The sequence below is a fragment of the Amycolatopsis japonica genome, assembly GCF_000732925.1.
Classification (GTDB): domain Bacteria; phylum Actinomycetota; class Actinomycetes; order Mycobacteriales; family Pseudonocardiaceae; genus Amycolatopsis; species Amycolatopsis japonica.
Genome location: NZ_CP008953.1, coordinates 2,324,199 through 2,343,045, shown reverse-complemented (window position 1 = coordinate 2,343,045; position 18,847 = coordinate 2,324,199). Strand labels below are relative to the sequence as shown.

The 18,847-nt window shown below is 69.9% G+C and carries 15 protein-coding genes and 1 riboswitch; of the genes, 3 read left to right on the top strand and 12 right to left on the bottom strand.

Annotated features, from left to right (window positions below; all coding sequences use genetic code 11):
* Positions 1–10 precede the first annotated feature (10 nt).
* The gene (locus AJAP_RS11415; protein ID WP_038510490.1) at positions 11–745 is read left to right on the top strand and encodes an HAD family hydrolase; all 735 of its coding nucleotides are present in this window, start codon (positions 11–13) and stop codon (positions 743–745) included.
* Positions 746–801: 56 nt separating this feature from the next.
* On the top strand, positions 802–3,102 hold the full coding sequence (locus tag AJAP_RS11410; RefSeq protein WP_148311680.1) for a glycoside hydrolase family 65 protein: 2,301 nt from the start codon (positions 802–804) through the stop codon (positions 3,100–3,102).
* Between the two features lie 6 nt (positions 3,103–3,108).
* Here the strand turns inward: AJAP_RS11410 and AJAP_RS11405 are convergent, their stop codons facing one another.
* From AJAP_RS11405 to AJAP_RS11390, 4 genes are all read right to left on the bottom strand, one after another.
* Complete coding sequence (locus tag AJAP_RS11405) at positions 3,109–3,288, bottom strand: hypothetical protein (protein WP_038510487.1); 180 nt, start codon at positions 3,286–3,288, stop codon at positions 3,109–3,111.
* Between the two features lie 39 nt (positions 3,289–3,327).
* On the bottom strand, positions 3,328–4,284 hold the full coding sequence (locus AJAP_RS11400) for a Ppx/GppA phosphatase family protein (protein WP_038510484.1): 957 nt from the start codon (positions 4,282–4,284) through the stop codon (positions 3,328–3,330).
* Between the two features lie 203 nt (positions 4,285–4,487).
* Entirely contained in the window at positions 4,488–5,528 is a 1,041-nt protein-coding gene (locus tag AJAP_RS11395) for an LLM class F420-dependent oxidoreductase (RefSeq protein ID WP_038510482.1), read from the bottom strand.
* 80 nt (positions 5,529–5,608) lie between these two features.
* Entirely contained in the window at positions 5,609–8,920 is a 3,312-nt protein-coding gene (locus tag AJAP_RS11390) for a DUF885 domain-containing protein (protein WP_038510479.1), read from the bottom strand.
* 125 nt (positions 8,921–9,045) lie between these two features.
* On the opposite strand from AJAP_RS11390, the gene AJAP_RS11385 reads away from it, so the two are divergent.
* Complete coding sequence (locus tag AJAP_RS11385) at positions 9,046–10,032, top strand: AsnC family protein (protein WP_038510476.1); 987 nt, start codon at positions 9,046–9,048, stop codon at positions 10,030–10,032.
* A 317-nt stretch (positions 10,033–10,349) separates the two neighbouring features.
* On the opposite strand, the gene AJAP_RS11380 is transcribed toward AJAP_RS11385, so the two are convergent.
* From AJAP_RS11380 to AJAP_RS11345, 8 genes are all read right to left on the bottom strand, one after another.
* Positions 10,350–11,276 (bottom strand): RluA family pseudouridine synthase, encoded by a 927-nt coding sequence (locus tag AJAP_RS11380; RefSeq protein ID WP_038510474.1) that lies wholly within the window; start codon positions 11,274–11,276, stop codon positions 10,350–10,352.
* Positions 11,273–11,836 (bottom strand): signal peptidase II, encoded by a 564-nt coding sequence (lspA, locus tag AJAP_RS11375; protein WP_037344928.1) that lies wholly within the window; start codon positions 11,834–11,836, stop codon positions 11,273–11,275. The genes AJAP_RS11380 and lspA overlap by 4 nt, the downstream gene beginning before the upstream one ends.
* Before the next feature lie 24 nt (positions 11,837–11,860).
* Positions 11,861–12,448 carry a hypothetical protein gene (locus AJAP_RS11370; protein ID WP_038510471.1) on the bottom strand — a complete coding sequence of 196 codons (588 nt, stop codon included), beginning with the start codon at positions 12,446–12,448 and terminating at the stop codon, positions 11,861–11,863.
* Between the two features lie 19 nt (positions 12,449–12,467).
* Positions 12,468–13,811 (bottom strand): aminotransferase class V-fold PLP-dependent enzyme, encoded by a 1,344-nt coding sequence (locus AJAP_RS11365; protein ID WP_038510469.1) that lies wholly within the window; start codon positions 13,809–13,811, stop codon positions 12,468–12,470.
* Between the two features lie 32 nt (positions 13,812–13,843).
* Positions 13,844–13,958, bottom strand: a riboswitch (SAM riboswitch).
* 128 nt (positions 13,959–14,086) lie between these two features.
* The gene (locus AJAP_RS11360; RefSeq protein WP_038510466.1) at positions 14,087–14,770 is read right to left on the bottom strand and encodes a M23 family metallopeptidase; all 684 of its coding nucleotides are present in this window, start codon (positions 14,768–14,770) and stop codon (positions 14,087–14,089) included.
* Between the two features lie 131 nt (positions 14,771–14,901).
* Positions 14,902–16,380 carry a potassium/proton antiporter gene (locus tag AJAP_RS11355; RefSeq protein WP_038510463.1) on the bottom strand — a complete coding sequence of 493 codons (1,479 nt, stop codon included), beginning with the start codon at positions 16,378–16,380 and terminating at the stop codon, positions 14,902–14,904.
* A 112-nt stretch (positions 16,381–16,492) separates the two neighbouring features.
* Positions 16,493–17,176: an ArsR/SmtB family transcription factor gene (locus tag AJAP_RS11350; protein WP_038510460.1), complete on the bottom strand. Its 684-nt coding sequence runs from the start codon at positions 17,174–17,176 to the stop codon at positions 16,493–16,495.
* Positions 17,177–17,219: 43 nt separating this feature from the next.
* A complete protein-coding gene (locus AJAP_RS11345) occupies positions 17,220–18,821 on the bottom strand; it encodes a penicillin-binding transpeptidase domain-containing protein (protein WP_038510457.1) in 1,602 nt (533 codons plus the stop codon).
* Between the last annotated feature and the right edge of the window lie 26 nt (positions 18,822–18,847).

Sequence of the window (18,847 nt, the reverse complement as noted above, 5' to 3'; positions counted from 1 at the left end):
GTTGCCAGGCATGATCGGTCTGCCCGACACCATCACGGCCTGTCTCTTCGACCTCGACGGCGTGCTGACCGGAACCGCGGCCCAGCATCGCGCGGCGTGGAAGCGCACGTTCGACGAGTTCCTGCGCGCCCGCGACGGTGACGCGTTCTCGCCGTTCACCGACACCGACTACGCGGCCTACGTCGACGGAAGGCCCAGGGCCGACGGCGTCCGCACCTTCCTCACCTCACGCGGGATCGAACTGCCCGAAGGCAACCCCGACGACGACATCGACGCCGCCACCGTCAACGGGGTCGGGAACCGGAAGAACCAGCTGGTGCTGAAGATCATCGACGAGGAGGGCGTGACGCCGTACCCCGGTTCCGTCCGGTATCTGGAAGCGGCGAAGGCGGCGGGACTGCGTATCGGCGTCGTCACTTCGTCGGCCAACGGCGCCAAGGTGCTCGACGCCGCCGACCTGACCAAGTTCGTCGAAACGCGGATCGACGGGATCGTGATCGCCGAGAAGAACCTGCGCGGCAAACCCGCGCCCGATTCCTTCCTCGCCGGCGCCGAGGCGTTCGAGGTCGCACCGGCGAACGCGGCCGTCTTCGAGGACGCGCTCGCGGGTGTGCAGGCGGGCAAGGACGGCGGTTTCGGTTACGTGGTCGGGGTGAACCGCGCGCACCAGGCGGGCGAACTGCTCGCGCACGGTGCCGACGTCGTGGTGGACGACCTCGCCGAACTCCTGGAGGACCGCAAGTGAGCGAAGCGCTTTTCCGCGGCTACGAGGTCGCGCCCTGGGAACTGCGCTGGCACGGGATGGACGTCGACGCGTTGCAGCGCACCGAATCGGCGTTCGCGGTGTCCAACGGGCACATCGGCCTGCGCGGCACGCTGGAGGAGGCGGAGCCGCGCGGCCTGCCGGGCACCTATCTCAACGGTTTCTACGAGCAGCACGACCTTCCGTACGCGGAAACCGGATACGGCTACCCCGAAGAAGGCCAGACCGTCGTCAACGTGACCGACGGCAAGATCCTCCGGCTGCTGGTCGAGGACGAACCGCTCGACATGCGCTACGGCCAGGCCACCGAACACGACCGCGTGCTCGACTTCCGGAAGGGCACCCTCGCGCGCGACACCGTCTGGTCCTCGCCGACCGGTCGCCGCGTCCGGGTGAAGACCGAACGCCTGGTCTCGTTCACCCAGCGCGCCGTCGCCGCGATCCGGTACGAGGTCGAACCGCTCGACGACGATCTCCAGCTGGTGGTGCAGTCGGATCTGCTGGCGAACGAGCCCATCGAGTCCGACACGCGCGATCCGCGGGTCGCGGCGGCGCTGGAATCGCCGCTGGTCGGCGAATATCACCACGCGGAGGCGTATCACGCGGTGCTGGTGCACCAGACCCGGCGATCCGGGTTGCGGATGGCCGCCGCGATGGACCATAAGATCGACGTCTCCGACGGCGTGCGCACGCATATCGAGGCCGAGGACGACCTCGCGCGGCTCACCATCGCCGTCGACGTGCCCAAGGGCGGCCGCCTGCGGATCACCAAGTTCCTCGCCTACGGCTGGTCCGCGCAGCGTTCGGTGCCCGCGGTGCGCGCGCAGGTCGAGGCCGCGCTGGCCGGGGCCCGGCAGACCGGCTGGAAGGGACTGCTCGCCGAACAGAAGGAGTTCCTCGACGATTTCTGGGAGACCTCGGACATCGAGATCGACGGCGACCCGGAACTGCAGCAGGCCGTGCGGTTCGCGCTCTTCCATCTCCTGCAGGCCGGGGCCCGCGGTGAGACGAGGGCGTTGGCGGGCAAGGGTTTGACCGGCCCCGGCTACGACGGCCACGCGTTCTGGGACACCGAGACCTTCGTCCTGCCCGTGCTCACCTACAGCATGCCGGACGCCGCCCGCGACGCCCTGCGCTGGCGCCACTCCACTTTGGACAAAGCGCGGGAAAGGGCGACACAGCTGGGTTTACGCGGAGCCGCGTTCCCCTGGCGGTCCATCAACGGCGCGGAATGTTCGGCGTACTGGCCGGCGGGCACGGCGGCGTTCCACGTCAGCGCGGACATCTCCGACGCCGTCGTGCGGTATCTCAACGCCACCGGCGACGACGAGTTCATGCGGACCTGCGGCGCGGAGCTGCTCCTCGAGACCGCGCGGATGTGGTTGTCACTGGGGCATTTCGACCGGCGGGGCCGGTTCCGGATCGACGGGGTCACCGGGCCGGACGAGTACTCCGCGGTGGCGGACAACAACGTCTACACGAATCTGATGGCCCGCCGGAATCTGTTCTACGCCGCGGAAATCGTCGGCCAGCACGACGACATCGCCCGGCGGTTCGAGGTCGGCGAAGACGAGGTCGCGTTGTGGCGCAAGGCCGCCGACGCGATGCTGGTGCCCTACGACGAGGACCTCGGCGTGCATCCGCAGTCCGAAGGGTTCCTGGAGCACGACGAGTGGGATTTCGCGGCCACGGACCTGGATTTCTACCCGCTGCTGCTGAACTTCCCGTACTTCGACCTGTACCGCAAGCAGGTGGTCAAACAGGCCGATCTGGTGCTGGCGCTGCATCTGTGCGGGGATTCCTTCACCCCTGAACAGAAAGCGCGCGACTTCGCCTACTACGAGGCGATCACCGTGCGGGATTCCTCGCTGTCCGCGGGAACGCAGGCCGTGGTGGCGGCCGAGGTCGGGCATCTCGAACTGGCCTACGACTACCTCGCCGAGGCGGCGCTCACCGACCTGCACGACGTGCACAACAACGTCCGCAACGGACTGCACCTTGCCTCGCTGGCCGGCGCGTGGCAAGGCACCGTCGCCGGATTCGGCGGGCTGCGTGACCACGGCGGGCGGCTGACCTTCGCGCCGCGGCTGCCGCCACAACTGCGGCGGATCGCGTTCCGGCTGACCTTCCGCGGCACCCGGTTCCAGGTCGAGATCGACGGCGAGAGCGCGACCTACCACGTGATCACCGGGGAACCACTGGAACTGGCGCACCACGGCGAGACGTTCACGGTGACCGCCGAGCCGGTGCGGCTGCCGATCCCGGCGATCGACCCGGGCCCGGCGCCGACACAGCCCGCGGGCCGCGCTCCGGCGAGGAGGCAGCCGAAGGACGCGTGATACCCGTCAGTCCGGCGGTTCGATCGGCGCCTCGCCGCCACCCGGCACGTCGTCGACCTCCTTGGTGCCGTGCGGCCCGACGTCACGGTTGGGCGCGCTCGGCACGTCGGTCTTCGGCTGGATCCCGCGGAGGTCGTCGAGGTCTTCTTCGTCGTCCTGCCCGAAGCTCTTCTTGCTTTCCCTCATGTGTCCGGGGTACCCGTTCGCGGCCGGATGCGCCAGTCTTCAGGCGGCTTTCGCCGGTTTGCCGTCCAGCGTGACCAACCCGTCGAGCATGCCGAGCAGCAGTCCGTCCCTGGTGGACCACGGGCAGATGGCGACCTGACCACCCGAAAGCGTCAGCAACGCCTCGGCGACGATCGCGCCCGCGAGCGCCTGATGCGAACGCTGGCGCGAAATGCCCGGCAGTTCGGCGCGGCGTTTCGCGGGCAGCTTCGCCAGCCGCGGGATCCACGCGCGGAGGTCGTCCAGGTGCAGTTCCCTGGAGCGGGACGGCCGGTCGCCGGCGAGCCGGGCGAGCTGCCGCAGCACCTTGGAGCAGCCGACGGCGTGATGGTCGCGGATCTGCGGCAGGACGTCCCGCATCGCGTCGCTGACCTCGTCGAGCACGTGTTCCCGCATCGCCCGCACGACCTTGGGCGACGGGCATTCGGTGCTGAACCAGTCCCGGGTCAGCGAGCGCGCGCCGAGCGGCAGCGAATGCGCGAACCCGGCCTCCTCGGCGTCCCCCGCGGCGAGTTCGACGGTCCCGCCGCCGATGTCGAGCACGAGCAGCCGTCCGGCGGAAGCCCCGTACCAGCGGCGCGCGCCGACGTAAGCCAACTCCGCCTCGCGGCGGCCGGTGAGGAAGCGCAGTTTGACCCCGGTCGCCTTCGCGACGTCGCAGACGACCTGCTTCACGTTGGCCGCGTCGCGGATCGACGACGTGGCGAGCGGGTAAACGTCCTCGACGCCGTGCTTGGCGGCCATGGTCATCCCGGCCTCGACCGCGGAGGAGACCGCGTCGATGCCGCGCCGGGTCAGGTTCCCGTCATCGTCGAGTTCCCGGTCCAGCCGCAGCCGCGTCTGGTGGCTCAGCACGGGGTCGAGTGGCGAACCACCCTTGGCCAGGACGACCAGCCGTGCACTGAACGACCCGACGTCCAGGACCGCGGCGGACGGCTCGCCGATCTGCTTGCGCACGCGAGGCACCTCACCTTCGTCGCGAACGGATTCCCCCGAGGTCTCGCTTTCACTCCTGATAATGGCGGATTTCCCCGCCGTTCAGGCGTGATTCACGTTCTCTTTCCACCGGGAGGCCGTTTTTTGACCACGAAGGGGGTACACCGGCGCAGGTCAAGTATACCGTATCGATACAGGTGAGAGGTTCGCCTCCCCCTGCGCGCCTAGTCGACGAGTTCGCGCAGCTTCGAAACCTGCGCCACGCGGGCCTCTCGGCCGGGCAGCAGCGGGTTGACCACCAGCGTGGTCGCACCGGCCTCGCGGAAGGCGGCCAGCCGCTCCTTGACGTAACCCTCGGGACCGATCAGCGAGATCGCCCTGATCAGTTCCTTCGGCACCGCCGCGGCGGCTTCTTCCTTCTTTCCGTCCAGGTAAAGGTCCTGGATGAGCTTCGCCTCGGCCTCGTAGCCGTACCGCTGGGCGAGACTGTTGTAGAAGTTCTTGCCGCGCGCACCCATACCGCCGATGTAGAGCGCCAGCATGCCGCGAAGGTGGTCCAGCATCCCTTCGACGTCATCACCGATCGCCAGCGCTGTGCCGACGAAGGTGTCCAGCTCGCCCAGCGACGGGTCGCGCTTCGCCTTGCCCTCGGCCAGGGACGCGCCCCAGACATCCGCGGCCTTCTCGGGGTGGAAGAAGATCGGCTCCCAGCCTTCGGCGAGCTCGGCGGTGAGCGCGACGTTCTTCGGGCCGATGGACGCCAGCAGGATCGGGATCCGCTCGCGCACCGGGTGGTTGATCAGCTTCAGCGGTTTGCCGAGCCCCGTGCCCTGCTCGGGTGGCAGCGGGATCGAGTAGTGCGTACCGGAGTGCACCACCTTCTCCCGCCGCCACACCTGACGGCAGATGTCGATGATCTCGCGCGTGCGCCCGAGCGGAGCGTCGTACTTCACGCCGTGGAAACCCTCGATGACCTGCGGACCCGAGGCGCCGATGCCGAGCGTGAACCGGCCGTCGGACACGAAGTCGAGCCCGGCGGCGGTCATCGCGGTCAGCGTCGGCGTCCGCGTGTAGATCTGGAAGATGCCGGACGCGATCTGGACGCGATCGGTCTTCGCCGCGACGTAGCCGAGCTGGCTGACCGCGTCGAACGAATAGGCCTCGGGGACGAAGACGATGTCCAGCCCGGCCTTCTCCAGTTCGACGATGTCGGCCACGCTCTCGGCGAACCCGCCGGCGTAGCTGATCGCGGTCCCGATCCTCATCCGCATCTCCTCGTGAAGTTACTGAGCGCTCGCTTAGCGACAGTATGCGCCGGGACCACGCACTTCGCCTGTGTTCCGGCTCACTGCGCGGCCACCCACTCCTTCACCACGTCGTCCAGGACCCGCAGCGGCAGGATGCCGTTGCTCAGCACGACCTCGTGGAAGCCCTTGATGTCGAACCGGTCCCCGAGCGCGGCCTCGGCCTCGGCGCGGATCCGCTCGATCTCCAGCCGTCCCACCATGTACGACAGCGCCTGCCCCGGAACGGCGGCGTAGCGGTCGATCTCGGCCTCGATCTCCATCCTGGCCATCGGCGTGTTCTCGGCCAGGTAGTCGACGGCCTGCTGACGGCTCCAGCCGAGCGCGTGCATCCCGGTGTCGACGACCAGCCGCCCGGCGCGCATCGAATCCTGGGTGAGCATGCCGAACCTGGTCAGGTCGCTCGAGTACAGGCCCATCTCGTCGGCGAGGCGCTCGGAGTAGAGACCCCAGCCTTCGACGTAGGCGTTGACGTCGGCGTGTCCGCGCAACATCGGCAGGCCCTTGAGCTTGTGCGCGATGCAGATCTGGAAGTGGTGCCCCGGAACGGCTTCGTGGAAGGCGATCGCCTCGCTCGTGTGCTTCGGGCGCTGCTCGGCCTCGTAGGTGTTCGCGTAGTAGGTACCCGGCCGCGAACCGTCGAGCGACGCCTCGATGTAGTACGCCAGCGTGCCGCCGGGTGCCTCCGCGGGCGGGACCGGCTCGACCTCGCACCGTTCCTCGGGAACGGTCGAGAACCACTCCGGCGCGACGGCTTCGGCACGCAGGATGGCGTCACGCGCGGCGGTGAGCAGCTCGTCGCCGTCTCGCCAGCGCAGCGCCGGGTCGGTACGCAGCCGTTCGAAGATCTCGTCGAGATCCTTGGTACCGAAGATCTTCTCGCCCAGCTCGCGATACTGGTCGGCCAGTTTCGCGATCATGCCGAGGCCGGTGTCGTGCAGATCCTGCGCCGTGCGCTCCGTGGACGTGTGCGCCCGGATCAGCGCGGCGTACTTCTCCTGCCCGCCGGGAAGCGCGCAGAGACCCGGCTCCTTTTCGGACTTCGCCACGGGACGCAGCTCGGTGGCGAGGAAGTCGCGATACCGGGTGTAGGCGGGCCGGACGACCTCGGCCAGCAACCGGTCCCGTTCGGTCTCGTAGCCCTCCACGGAAACGGACGCGGTGAGCGCCAGCGGATCGCCCGCCTCGTCGCCGAGATAGCGCTCCACGTAAGCGATCCCGCCTTCGACGAGGAAGCCGGGCGGGACCAGCCCGTCGGCCGCGGCCGCGCGCTGGCGCACGATCAGGGCGTCCAGGTAGGCGCCGAGGCCCTCCAGCCGCTTCAGGTAACCGCGGACCTTCTCCTCGTCGTTCAGCGACAGCACCGCGAGCTCGTTGAGCAGGAACAGCGCGGGCGAGGCCAGCCCGTCGCTGACCGAGAACTCCGCGGCGCGCGAATCGATGACGTCGACCATCGCCTTCGCCTGCTGGATCACGACCTCGCGGGTGACCGCCTCGGCCGGGGAAAGTCCTTCGGCGGCAAGGGCTTCGGCCCGCTCGGCGATGGCGACCGCCGACGCGCGCTGAGCGGCAGCGGCCTCCGCGCTCGGGTCCGGCAGGGAGCCTTCGTCGCCGGGGAGGCCGAGCAGGGAGCGCCACAGCGGAAGCTCCTCGAACTTGAGCTCCATCAGCTCCTCGGCGAGGCCGTTCGGGGTGTCGCCGTGGCCCTTCACCCAGTCGCGGACCACACCGTCCAGCACCGAAAGCGGCAGCGAACCGCCGCCGAGCACGACGTCGTGGAACGCCTTGATGTCGAACCGGCTGCCCAGCGTCAGCTCGGCCGCGGCGCGGATGCGCTGGATCTCCAGCCGTCCCACCATGTACGACAGCGCCTGGCCGGGGAAGGCGATGTACCGGTCCACTTCGGACTCGATCTCCACGAGCGCCATCGGTGTGTTCTCGGTGAGGAAGTCGATGGCCTGGCGGCGGCTCCAGCCCAGCGCGTGCAGCCCGGTGTCGACGACCAGCCGTCCGGCGCGCATCGAATCCATGGTCAGCATGCCGAGCTTCGCGATGTCGTCGGAATACAGGCCCATCTCGTCGGCGAGGCGCTCGGTGTACAGGCCCCAGCCCTCGGCGTACGCGGTGAAGTCGCCGATGCGGCGCAGCAACGGGAGCTCGGTGAGCCCCTGCGCGAGGCTCAGCTGGAAGTGGTGGCCGGGGATGGCCTCGTGGAAGGCCGTCGCCTCGGCCGCGTGCCGGAACCGCTCCTCCGCCTTGTGGGTGTTGGCGAAGTAGATGCCGGGGCGGGAGCCGTCGACCGCGGGCCACATGTAGTACGCGGCGGGCGCGCCGGGCGCGGATTCGGCGGGGACCGCCTCGACCGTCCACGGCTGCGGCGGGATCCGGCCGAACCAGTTCGGTGCCTCGGCCTCGGCCCTGGTGATGGCCGCGCGGGCCGAGTCGAGCATCTCGTCTGCGCTGGACCAGCGCAGGTCCGGGTCGGTGCGGAGCTTGGTGAAGATCTCCTGGAGGTCGCTGGTGCCGAACACCCGGGAGCCGTACTCGCGGTACTCGCCGGCGAGGCCCGCGATCACGTCGAGACCGGTCTGGTGCAGCTCACGCGGGGTGCGGACGGTCGTGGTGTGCATCTCGGCGAGCAGGGCGTAGAGGCGCTCGCCGTCGGGCAGCCAGCAGACGCCGGGCTTGTCCTCGGGGCGGCCGTGCGGCGCGATCTCCTTCGCGAGCACCTCCCGGTACTCGGCGATCGCGGGACGGACGGTGTCGCGCAGCAGGTCGGCGCGGCGGGTCTCGAAGTCCTCGTTCGGCGCGGGCTGGCGCAGCAGCGGATCGGCCGAGGGCTCGGCGAGGTGGCGGTCGAGGTACGCGACGGCGGCGTCGACCAGGTAAGCGACCGGGACCAGGCCGCGGGCGACGCCGTCCCGGTGCCGCTGCGCGGCCTGCCGCAGGTACTCCGGGATCGCGGCGATCCGCCCGAGATGGGCCTCCGCCTGCGCGTCCGTGCCGACCGACATCATCGGCAGCACGGTGAGCACCTCGGCGGCGGGCGAGATGAACAGGTCGCTGATGGTGAACTCGACGAACCGCGAGTCCAGCAGGGCGATCCTCGCCCGCGCCATCGCGATCAGGACGTCACGGGTGGTCTTCTCCTCCGCGCTCAAACCGTCGGTGGCGAGTGCCTCGGCCCGCTCGGCGAGCCCGGCCAGCCGCGCGCGGAAAGCGTCCCCCGCGGCCTCGCTGAGATCGGTGAGCCCGGTCGATTCCGGACGGAAGCCCTGCAAAGCGGGCATGACCGGCTCGGCGTCGAAGAGGGCTTCGACGAACTCGTCGGCGAGGGCGGAGACTTCGCTCATGTTTTCTTTCCCCAGTGGTCGTTGGAGGCGGTATCCCCGACCCTAATGGAGAGCGAGTACTACCGAAGCCGGGATTTGCGGCCTCTCCCCGCGGCGCCGGAGGCGAGACGGTAGCGTTCCCCGACGTGGCCGTGACCGATCCCGTGGACATCCGCCTGCTCGCCGCCCTCGCGGACCTGGGCAAGGCGGCCGTACACGAACTCGCGGCGAAGGTCGGGATGGATCCGCGCGAGGTCGCGTACCGCCTGGTCGCCCTCTCGGGCAGCGGGTTGCCCCTGCTCGTGGGCGTGGAGAGCGACCCGAACGGGCTACGCTCCGCCATCGCCGGCTCGCCGCCCTCCTGGGCCCAGCAGCCCCCTCAACAACCCCAGCGTCCGCCGGGGCACTCCGGACCGCACAACATCCAGGGCACTCCCTCGGGGCCGTACAACGTCCAGGGGACGCCTTCGGGCGCGTACAACGTGCACGGCACGCCTTCGGGCCGCTACCCCGGTCCGCCGTCGGCCCCGGTGCGCCAGCCGATGGCGCCGCCGCAGCCACCGCCGCGTCCGCCCGCCCCGCCGCAGCAGCAGTTCGCCCCGCCGCCGATGGCGCCCGCCGACCCGGTGATGAGCACCTGGGGTGTGCCCCAGACCGCGTCCTGGGCACGCGGCGACGAACAGCAGGTCACCCCGCAGGCCGCCCCGGAGGGCAAGAAGGGCCGGACCGGCGACGTGATGGAGACCCAGGGCCTGGAGGGCGAGCAGCTCACCGTCCAGTTGCTCGAGGTCCAGGACCCGGCGGACTACCTGTTCAGCGCGGCGGGCTACTCACTGGAGGCCGGGGAACGGTCGGTCGTGGTGCACACGGAGATCACCAACCGCGGGAACATCCCGTTCGTGTCGCTTCCGGACAACTACCTCGAACTGCTCACCGCGGACGGCAAGCCGATCGCGAAGGCGCCGGTCTCGCTGACGTCGCGGCCGCCGCACAAGATCGGCGTCCGGCCCGGCGAAACCCTCGGCGGGCACACCGTCTACGTGCTGCCGGACGCCACCCGCGTGGTCGCCGTGCGCTGGTCGCCGCGGCCGGAGCCCGACGAGCGCACGCTGACCTGGTCGATCGAGGACTAGCGCGCCCCCTTTCCGCATTCAGAGGACTAAATGCGGCTCTTCAGGTCACGGCGAGGCAACGGCAGTGAAGGCCTCCTTGAGGGACTCTGGGTCCCTCAAGGAGGCCTTCACGGACAAGCGGACTCGGCCTTCGCGGCTGCCCGGATGTCATGAAAGGGCCGTTCAGGACACATTTCGTCCTGAACAGCCCTTTCATGACATCCGGCACCGATTCTGTCGCCTCACAAGTACGTGAAGGACCCCTTCACTGCGCTAGACGCAATGAAGGGGTCCTTCACGTACCCGCCCGCATTCAGAGGACTAAATGCGGAAAGGGGCTAGTTCTCGTCCTGCAGGATCCGCAGCGCGTTCGCCAGGTCGTCCGGGTACTCCGACTCGAACTCGACCCAGCGCCCGTCGGCCGGGTGCGCGAAGCCGAGCGTCTTCGCGTGCAGCCACTGCCGCGAAAGCCCGAGCTTGCGCGCCAGCACGGGGTCGGCGCCGTAGGTCAGATCGCCGACGCACGGATGCTTGAGCGCCGAGAAGTGCACGCGGATCTGGTGCGTGCGGCCGGTCTCCAGCTTGATCTGCGCCAGCGACGCGGCACGGAAGGCCTCGACGACCTCGTAGTGCGTGACGCTGGGCCGCCCGCCCTGGACGACGGCGAACTTGTAGTCGTGCCGGGGGTGCCGGTCGATCGGCGCGTCGATGGTGCCGCGCGTCGGGTCCGGGTGGCCCTGCACGATGGCGTGGTAGCCCTTGTCGACGGTGCGTTCCTTGAACGCCCGCTTCAGCACGGTGTACGCGTGCTCGCTCTTCGCGACGACCATCACGCCGGTGGTGCCGGCGTCCAGCCGGTGCACGACGCCCTGGCGTTCGGCCGCGCCGGAGGTCGCGATCCGCAGCCCGGCGGCGGCGAGCCCGCCGACGACGGTCGGCCCGGTCCAGCCGGGGCTCGGGTGCACGGCGACGCCGACCGGCTTCGAGATCACCACGATGTCGTCATCGTCGTGCAGGATCTTCATGCCCTCGACGGGTTCCGCGACGACCTCGACGGCCGAGGCCGGATCGGGCAGCGTCACTTCGAGCAGTCCGCCGGCGGTCAGCCGGTCCGACTTCCCGGCGGGCTTGCCGTCGAGGTGGATCTCGCCGGATTCGGCCAGTTCCGCCACGACGGTGCGGGAAAGTCCCAGCAGCTTCGCCAGCCCCGCGTCGACGCGCATTCCGTCGAGCCCGTCGGGGACGGGCAGCATGCGCGCGCTCATTCGGTCGCCGCCTTCTTCTTGTCCTTTGTGGATGTTCCGTCGTAGTCCTTGCCCAGCAAGGAAAGGATCACGATGAGCACGCCGCCGACGCAGATCGCGGAGTCGGCGACGTTGAAGATCGCCCAGCCCTGCCCGTTCGGCGCGAAGGCGGAGATCATGTCGACCACGTGCCCCTGCAGCGGGCCGGGGGCGCGGAAGATGCGGTCGGTCAGGTTGCCGAGCGCGCCGGCCAGCACCAGGCCGAGGCCGATCGCCCAGCCGACCGAGCGCAGCCGCCGCGACAGCCAGACGATGGCGATCACGACGGCGATCGCGACCAGCGCGAGCACCCAGGTCAGCCCGGTCGCCATCGAGAAGGCGGCACCGGGGTTGCGCACCAGCTGGAAGTACACGAGCCCGCCGAGGAACTCGACCGGCTGCTTGCCCTCGAGCGTGGACACGGCGATCTGCTTGGTGAGGAGGTCGATCCCCCACAGCACCGCGGCGACGACGAACACCACGGCGACGCGCTTCTTGGGCAGCGGCGGCGATGGTGGCGCGGTTTCGGGCTCTGTACTCACTCCCCCATTGTCCACTGAGCGGGTTCAGGCCTCCTCGGCGGCCGCCTTCGGCCTGCTCAGCAGGGCCGCGAACGCCCCGGCGAGCGCGACCAGCGACGACAGCACCAGCGCGAGCTGTCCTTGCGGCGGCACGACCGCGCAGACCACGAACGCCGCCGCCACGACGAGCACCAGCACACTGCGTTCCAGCCAGGCCAGCAGCACCAGGCCGACCGTCAGCAGGATCGCGCTCCGGGTGTCGCCGTCGAGTTCGAATTCCCAGTAGCCGACCAGGTCGGCCAGCGCGATGGCGACCAGTCCGCCGACCGCGATCGCGGCGACCTTCCACCACGGCATGGTCTTCGTCCGAAGGGCGTAGAACAGCACCGTGCCGAGGTAGACCGCGAACACGGCGAACAGCCAGTTGTCCATCCTGCCGATGGCCCCGGCCGAAACCGCGGTCAGGGGCGTCCCCGCGCTCTGGACGGAGCCGAACATGCCGCCGTCCCCGTTGGGCACGTAGGCGAACCACCCTTCGGACCGGCGCGAGCCGACGGACAGGGCCACCACGGCCAGCTGGGCGAATCCCAGCAGCGCCAGCGGAAACCAGTAACGCGGTCGCTCGTTCCCCATGCGGGGTGAGGGTAGTGGGTCAGGCGCAGAACGGGGGCAGTTCGCGCGGATCGTTTTCCGGCACCCAGCGGCCTTCCGGCTTCTCGTACTGCCAGCGCGCGCCGCGGGCGACGATCTGGCGCAGCGCCAGGACGATCCGGTCCACGTGTTCGGTCGTGCTGCCCAGGCCGAGGCTCACGCGCACGGCCTGCTGGCCCGTCGAACCGGCGACGGCGATCAGCCGTTTGGTCGCCACGTGCGCGCAGAACGCGCCGTCCCGCACGCCGATGCCGTACTCCGCGGAAAGGACCGCGGCGAGCCAGCCAGGGTCGAAGCCGTCGACGACGAAGCTGAGCGTGCCGACGCGGTCGACCGGCGCGTCGAACAGCCGCAGTTCGGCGAAGCCGGGGATGGCGGCGAGACCGCGACGCAGCCGCGCCAGCAGTTCCTCTTCGTGGGCGACGACGCCGTCCCAGTTCGCGGCCAGCGTCTCGCAGGCGACACCGAGCGCGTAGACGCCGACAGTGTTGGGGGAACCGGCTTCGTGCCGCTCAGGTCCGGAATTCCAGACCACGGAGTCACGGCTGACGAGCTTCGTCGCTCCGCCGCCGGCGAGGTACGGCTGGGCCGCGCGCAGCCAGTCGGCGCGGCCGATCAGCGCGCCGGCACCGAAAGGCGCGTACAGCTTGTGGCCCGACAGCGCGACGTAGTCGACGTCCAGTTCGCGCACCGAGATCTTCCGGTGCGGCGCGAGCTGCGCCGCGTCGAGCGCGATCCGGGCGCCGTGCCGCCGCGCGACGGCCGCGATCTCCTTGACCGGCAACAGTTCCCCGGTCACGTTGGACGCGCCGGTGAGCACGACCAGCCGCGGCCCCTGCGGGCAGTCCGCGAGCGCTTCGTCCACAGCGGACACCGCGGCGAGGCGGGTGCGCGGCGTCTCGATCCGGCGAACGTTCGGCCCCTTCCACGGCAGCAGCGCGGCGTGGTGCTCAGTGTCGAACACGACGACCGACGTGTGCTTCGGCAGGCTGCGGGCGAGAAGGTTGAAGGAATCGGTGGTGTTGCGGGTGAACACGACGGTGTCGGTCGATCGAGCGTCGACGAAGTTTCGCAGGATTCCGCGGGTGCGCTCGTAGAGCTTGGTGGAGACCTGCGAGGCGAACCCGGCCCCGCGGTGCACGCTGGCGTACCAGGGCAGGAACTCGTCGACCGCGGCCCGCACCTTGTCCAGACAGGGGGCGCTCGCCGCGTGATCGAGGTTGGCGTAACCGATGTCGCCGCCGGTGACCAGCGGAACCCGCAGACCGGCACCCGCGACCGTCGGGATTTCTTGCGTGGCAACGGTTTCAGCAGGGGTGCCGGTGCGTTCGAGAGCGAGGGTCATCATCATCCTCCGGGCCAGGGGACCCGACGAGGATCCCGCGCTTGCCCGTCGCACCACGCGACGAGCCAGGTCCTCACCCGGGGCACCCCACCGCGGAAGGAGGGTTGCCGGTCAGCTAGCCGGGGCTTGACGCTGACACTCGTGACCTACGGACGAAGTTAGCGGATGGGCGGGCGATCGAGCCAGCCCTCGTCCGCATCTTGAGACGCCGCTCACGTACTCCGCAAGCGGGAAGAGCCGTTGCCCGGCGCCGCGCCGCGCCGGGCAACGGCAGGTCAGACCCGGAAACGGCCGGGCAGTCCGATGGTCGCGCGGGAGGAGACCTCGGTCGCGGTACCCGAGTACTGATCGGTGCCCGCGGTGAACTGCCAGCCGCCGAAGGTCTTGCCGTCGACCGCCTCGCCGTAGGCCTCGGCGACCGTGGTCGAGACCTCGTCGTAGGACTTGCCGTTCCAGTTGCCGGCGCCGACCCCGAAGTCGCGCGAGTCGCCACCCTGGGCGGCGGCCGTGGGCAGGGTCCACAAGGTGAAGTGCACATGGGCGCCGGTGCTGCTGCCACCGCAGGGCAGCGCGTTGCCGGTCCGGCCGAGGGCGTCGCCGGGGGCGACCTTCTGGCCGTCGGTGACCGAAATGTTCTCCATGTGGTAGTACCCGGTGCGCCAGCCGCCGTCGTGGTCGACGGTCACCCAGTCGCCGCCGGAGCAGTGCTGGATCCGGACGGTGCCCGCCAGCGGGGCGCGAACGGTCCTGTCGCCGGGGCTGAAGTCGATGGCGTTCTTCACGCCGGAGTTCCCGTTGTCCGAGTGGATCCCCGCCGAGTAGACCGATTGGCCCGTCTCGAAGGGCAGCCCGAACGCGGGAAAGGCACCGGCCGCCGTGGCCGTCGGGGCGGCGAGAACCACCCCGACGAGTGCCACCGAGGCCCCCAGACCGGCGAACCGCGCAGGAAGTTTCGTCACCTTGCGTACTCCTTACCCCGTGACACTCACCCATTCGATGGAGTCGATTGCGGGGAAAGTAATCCAAAAGGAGTACAGAAGGGAAGAATTTTCTGAGATCAACCGACGAACAGCTGGTGCCGGTACGTGACCTACTGGCCGGATTCGCCCTTCCACCTGGCCAGACGGCCCGCGCGGTCGACGGCCCGCAGGCGTCGTTCGGCCGCGTCACGGGCTTCGGAGGTGGTCACGACGAGTAACTGGTCGCGTTCCTGAAGCCGCGTGTTCTTGTTCGGCGTGAAGCCGGTGCCGTCGCGGACGAGGAGGCTGATCGTCGCCCCCACCGGCAGCCGCAGCTCGGCCAGGTAGACGCCGTGCATCTTCGACCCGGTGTTGATCCGGACTTGCAGGAGTTCCGCGCCCATCTCGTCGAGCGGCGCGGAGTCGACGTCGATCTCGTGCGCTTCGGCGTGCTGGGCCAGCCCGAGCGCTCGCGCGAGCGGGGTCAACGTCGCCCCTTGGAGCAGCGTCAGCACGATGACCAGCACGAACACCGCGTCGACCAGCTCCTGTGCGCCGGGCACCCCGGACGACAGCGGGATCAGCGCGAGCACGATCGGGACCGCACCGCGCAACCCGGCCCACGACAGGAACACCTGTTCTCGCCAGGGGATCTTGAACGGCAGCGCCGACAGGAGCACCGACAACGGGCGCGCCAGCAGCAACACGACCGCTCCCGCGACCAGGCCCTGGACCAGGCTCTCGAAGATCCTGCTCGGCGACGCGAACAGGCCGAGAAGCACGAACAGGCCGATCTGCGCGAGCCAGCCGAGCCCTTCGGCGAAGGAAAGCGTGTCCGACCGGTGCGGCAGCTTCGAATTCCCCAGCACCAGGGCCGCGACGTAAGTGGCGAGCAGGCCCGACGCGTGGGCGAGCTGCCCGCTCGAGTACGCCACGACGCACACCGCGACGGTGGCCAGCGGGTACAGACCGGTGGCGGGCAGCGCCGCCCGGCGCAGCGCGAACGCCCCGCCCCAGCCGAAGGCCAGGCCGATCACCAACCCGGCGGCGAGTTCGTAGACCACCAGCAGCGGCAGCGACCAGTCGACGGTCGCGCCCTCGGCGAGGACGACGACCGCAATGTAGGCCGGGGCGTCGTTGATCCCGGACTCGATCTCCAGCGCGCCCACGAGCCGCTTCCCGATGCCCGCCGATCTCAGCACGGAGAAGACCGCGGCGGCGTCGGTCGAAGCGAGGACCGCGCCCCACAGCAACGCCATCCGCCAGTCCAGGCCCAGCAACCAGTGCAAAGCCGCGCCGGTGACCGCGATACTCACCGCGACGGCCACTGTGGACAGTGCGATTCCGATGCCCAGCGAGGGTTTCACGGCCGTCCACCGGGTGGTGAGGCCACCTTCGGACAGGATCATCACCAGCGCGGCGAGGCCGAGCGACTGGGTGAGCTCGGGGTTGTCGTACTGGATGCCGAACCCGGCTTCGCCGAGCAGGACACCCATCCCCAGGTACAGCAGCAGCGAGGGAAGGCCGACGCGGATCGACACCCGGACGGCGATGACGGCGACGAGAAGCACCGCACCACCGGTGCCGAGGATGAGCGGGAGCTGCTCCATGTCGCCTCCCGTTCCGGTCGCCGTGAGGGCTCCAGAATAGTGAGGCGGTGATCGTCACACGTTCGTGTACCGGTCGAAAAGCGTCCGGATAACCTGTGTTACAGACTGTCCACTACGGACTGCGCAGGGCCACCAGGTCGACACCGAGTTCCGCGAACGGTTCTTCCGCCGCGGGAAGGACTTTCACCGCGCGGTTGCCCTCACGGGACAACCAGCCGGCGCTCACTCCGTGAGACAGTAACGCCGCGGCGACCCGGCCCGCCAAATGATCACGGCGCACTGTCCAATCCAGACAGTCGCGCAGCATCGGGCGGCGGCCGCCGTCGATCTCCACCCCCAGCGTGTCGAGCACCTCGCGCCCGCGCCCGGTCAGCGTCAAACCGCCGGCGTCGTCGATCAGCCCGGTGGTGAGCATCCCGTCCCGCAGCGCGACACCGACCGTCCCGGCGAGGTGGTCGTAGCAGGTCCTGGCGAATTCGAGCCGCTTCACCCGCACGGAAGACCGCAGTCCCTTCACCGGCCGGTGTTCGGCGTGCTGGGCCAAATGCTCGATCAGCTCGGCCACCCGGGGGTCGGCTATCCGGACGTAACTGTGTCTCCCCTGCTTGACCCGCACGACGAAACCGGCATCGGTCAGCTTCGTCACGTGCTCGCTCGCCGTCGACGCGGTCACCTCGGCCGCACCCGCCAGCTCGGTCACCGTCCAGGCGCGCCCGTCGAGCAGCGCGAGACACATCGACGCGCGGCTCGGATCGGCGAGCACGGCCGCGACCTCGGCCAGTGCGATCGTTTCCATGCCTTCACCGTAGAAGACGCACGGTTCGGCGGCGGCCGAAGCGTCAGCCCGCCAGGAACTTCGCCGCCAGCTGGACCGCGGGCTTGGAGTCGTTGGACCCTTCGAGCATGACGGCGAAGGCGACGTCACCGCGATAGCCGACGAACCAGCCGTTGGCGTCGGCGCCCGAGCCGAACTGCGCCGTACCGGTCTTGCCGAAGACGGCTCCGCTGCCCTTCAACGCTTTCGCGGTCCCCGTCGTGCAGACCTCGCGCATCATCGCGCGGACCTGGTTCAGCACCCCGGCAGGCGGAGCCTGGTAACCGGCGTTGACCTTGGTCTCCAGCCCCTGCCACAGCTTCGGCACGACCGGTTTCCCCGTCGCGACCGTCGCGGCCATGAGCGCCGCGCCCAGCGGGCTGACCTGCACCCTGCCCTGGCCGATCCCGGCCTCGACCTGCTCGTCACCGCTGCCCGACGGCTCCACCTTCCCGGCCTCCGTCGACAGGCCCGGGATTTCGAAGTCGGCGTTGAGGCCGAGCTGCGTCGCCGCCTTCGCGAGGCCGTCCGCGGGCAACTGCCCGGCGAGCCGTCCGAAGGTCGTGTTGCACGACGCGGCGAACGCCGTCTTCAGCGAGACGGTCCCCAGGTCGAACCCGTTGTCGTTCTTGAGCGTGCGGGTCCCGATCTGCTCACTGCCCGGGCACGCCACCTGGGAGTCGGCGGAGACGCCACCCTGCTGCAGCGCCGCGGTCGCCGTGGCGATCTTGAAGGCCGAACCCGGCGAGTACAGGCCGTTGAGCGCCTTCGGCTGGTTCCCGGCGGCGCCGTTCTGCGCGACCGCCAGGAGTTCGCCCGAGGTCTTCATCGCGACGATGATCGCCGGTCCCCCGAAGCCGTCGACGGCCTTCTGAGCGGCGTTCTGGGACGCCACGCTCAAGGTCGAAACCAGCGGCTTGTCGGTCTCGGCGGCCTGCCCGAAGAGCGTCTCGACCGGTTTGCCGGAGACGTCGACGCGCGACACGGTGACGGTCGCTCCGGCGCCGCTGCTCTCCCCGGAGGCGACCTTGGACAACGCTCCCTGCAGGATCGGCGCGACCCCCGTCGCGTCACCGCCGACAAGCGCCTTGCCGTCGCGGTCGGCCACGACCGGCTTGGCCGAAACGGGGGCGACGGAAAGCCTCTGCCCGGCTTCGAGTTTCGGGTGGATCACCGACATCGCCCAGCGGACGACCCATTTCCCGGCGTTGCGCACCAGTTCGAGCTTGCCCTCGTACTTCCAGACGCTGGTGCCCGCGAACGTCCACGCGACGTGGAACGTGGCCGACGTCGTGGTCGCGTTGCCCGGCGTCGTCGGGACCTCGCCGAGCGACGTCCTCACCGACGCCCCGTTGAGCGCCGCGCGCGTCCCGGACAGGGCCGTCGTGGCCGCCGCCGGGTCGTCGACCGGGGCGGTGTTCAGGTCGCCCATGTCGAACAACCGCAGGAACCGGCCGGCGACCTGCGCCGGGCTCTCCTGCGCGCTCTCGGTGGAGTCACCCTGGCCACCGCCGGAGGCCGCCGGCGCCCGATCCTCCCTGACCAGCAGCACCACCGCGGCCACCACGATGGCGACCACCGCCAGCGCGGCGCCGATCAGGATCCCTCTTTTCCGGGCAGGACTCATGGATTCGCTCTCCCCCCATACGGCGC

Bases quoted from the DNA above. Each gene is read 5' to 3' on its own strand.
- AJAP_RS11415 (WP_038510490.1), top strand. From the start codon at position 11: ATGATCGGTCTGCCCGACACCATCACGGCCTGTCTCTTCGACCTCGAC.
- AJAP_RS11410 (WP_148311680.1), top strand. From the start codon at position 802: ATGGACGTCGACGCGTTGCAGCGCACCGAATCGGCGTTCGCGGTGTCC.
- AJAP_RS11405 (WP_038510487.1), bottom strand. From the start codon at position 3,288: ATGAGGGAAAGCAAGAAGAGCTTCGGGCAGGACGACGAAGAAGACCTC.
- AJAP_RS11395 (WP_038510482.1), bottom strand. From the start codon at position 5,528: ATGAGGATCGGGACCGCGATCAGCTACGCCGGCGGGTTCGCCGAGAGC.
- AJAP_RS11390 (WP_038510479.1), bottom strand. From the start codon at position 8,920: ATGAGCGAAGTCTCCGCCCTCGCCGACGAGTTCGTCGAAGCCCTCTTC.
- AJAP_RS11380 (WP_038510474.1), bottom strand. From the start codon at position 11,276: ATGAGCGCGCGCATGCTGCCCGTCCCCGACGGGCTCGACGGAATGCGC.
- AJAP_RS11370 (WP_038510471.1), bottom strand. From the start codon at position 12,448: ATGGGGAACGAGCGACCGCGTTACTGGTTTCCGCTGGCGCTGCTGGGA.
- AJAP_RS11365 (WP_038510469.1), bottom strand. From the start codon at position 13,811: ATGACCCTCGCTCTCGAACGCACCGGCACCCCTGCTGAAACCGTTGCC.
- AJAP_RS11355 (WP_038510463.1), bottom strand. From the start codon at position 16,380: ATGGAGCAGCTCCCGCTCATCCTCGGCACCGGTGGTGCGGTGCTTCTC.
- AJAP_RS11350 (WP_038510460.1), bottom strand. From the start codon at position 17,176: ATGGAAACGATCGCACTGGCCGAGGTCGCGGCCGTGCTCGCCGATCCG.
- AJAP_RS11345 (WP_038510457.1), bottom strand. From the start codon at position 18,821: ATGAGTCCTGCCCGGAAAAGAGGGATCCTGATCGGCGCCGCGCTGGCG.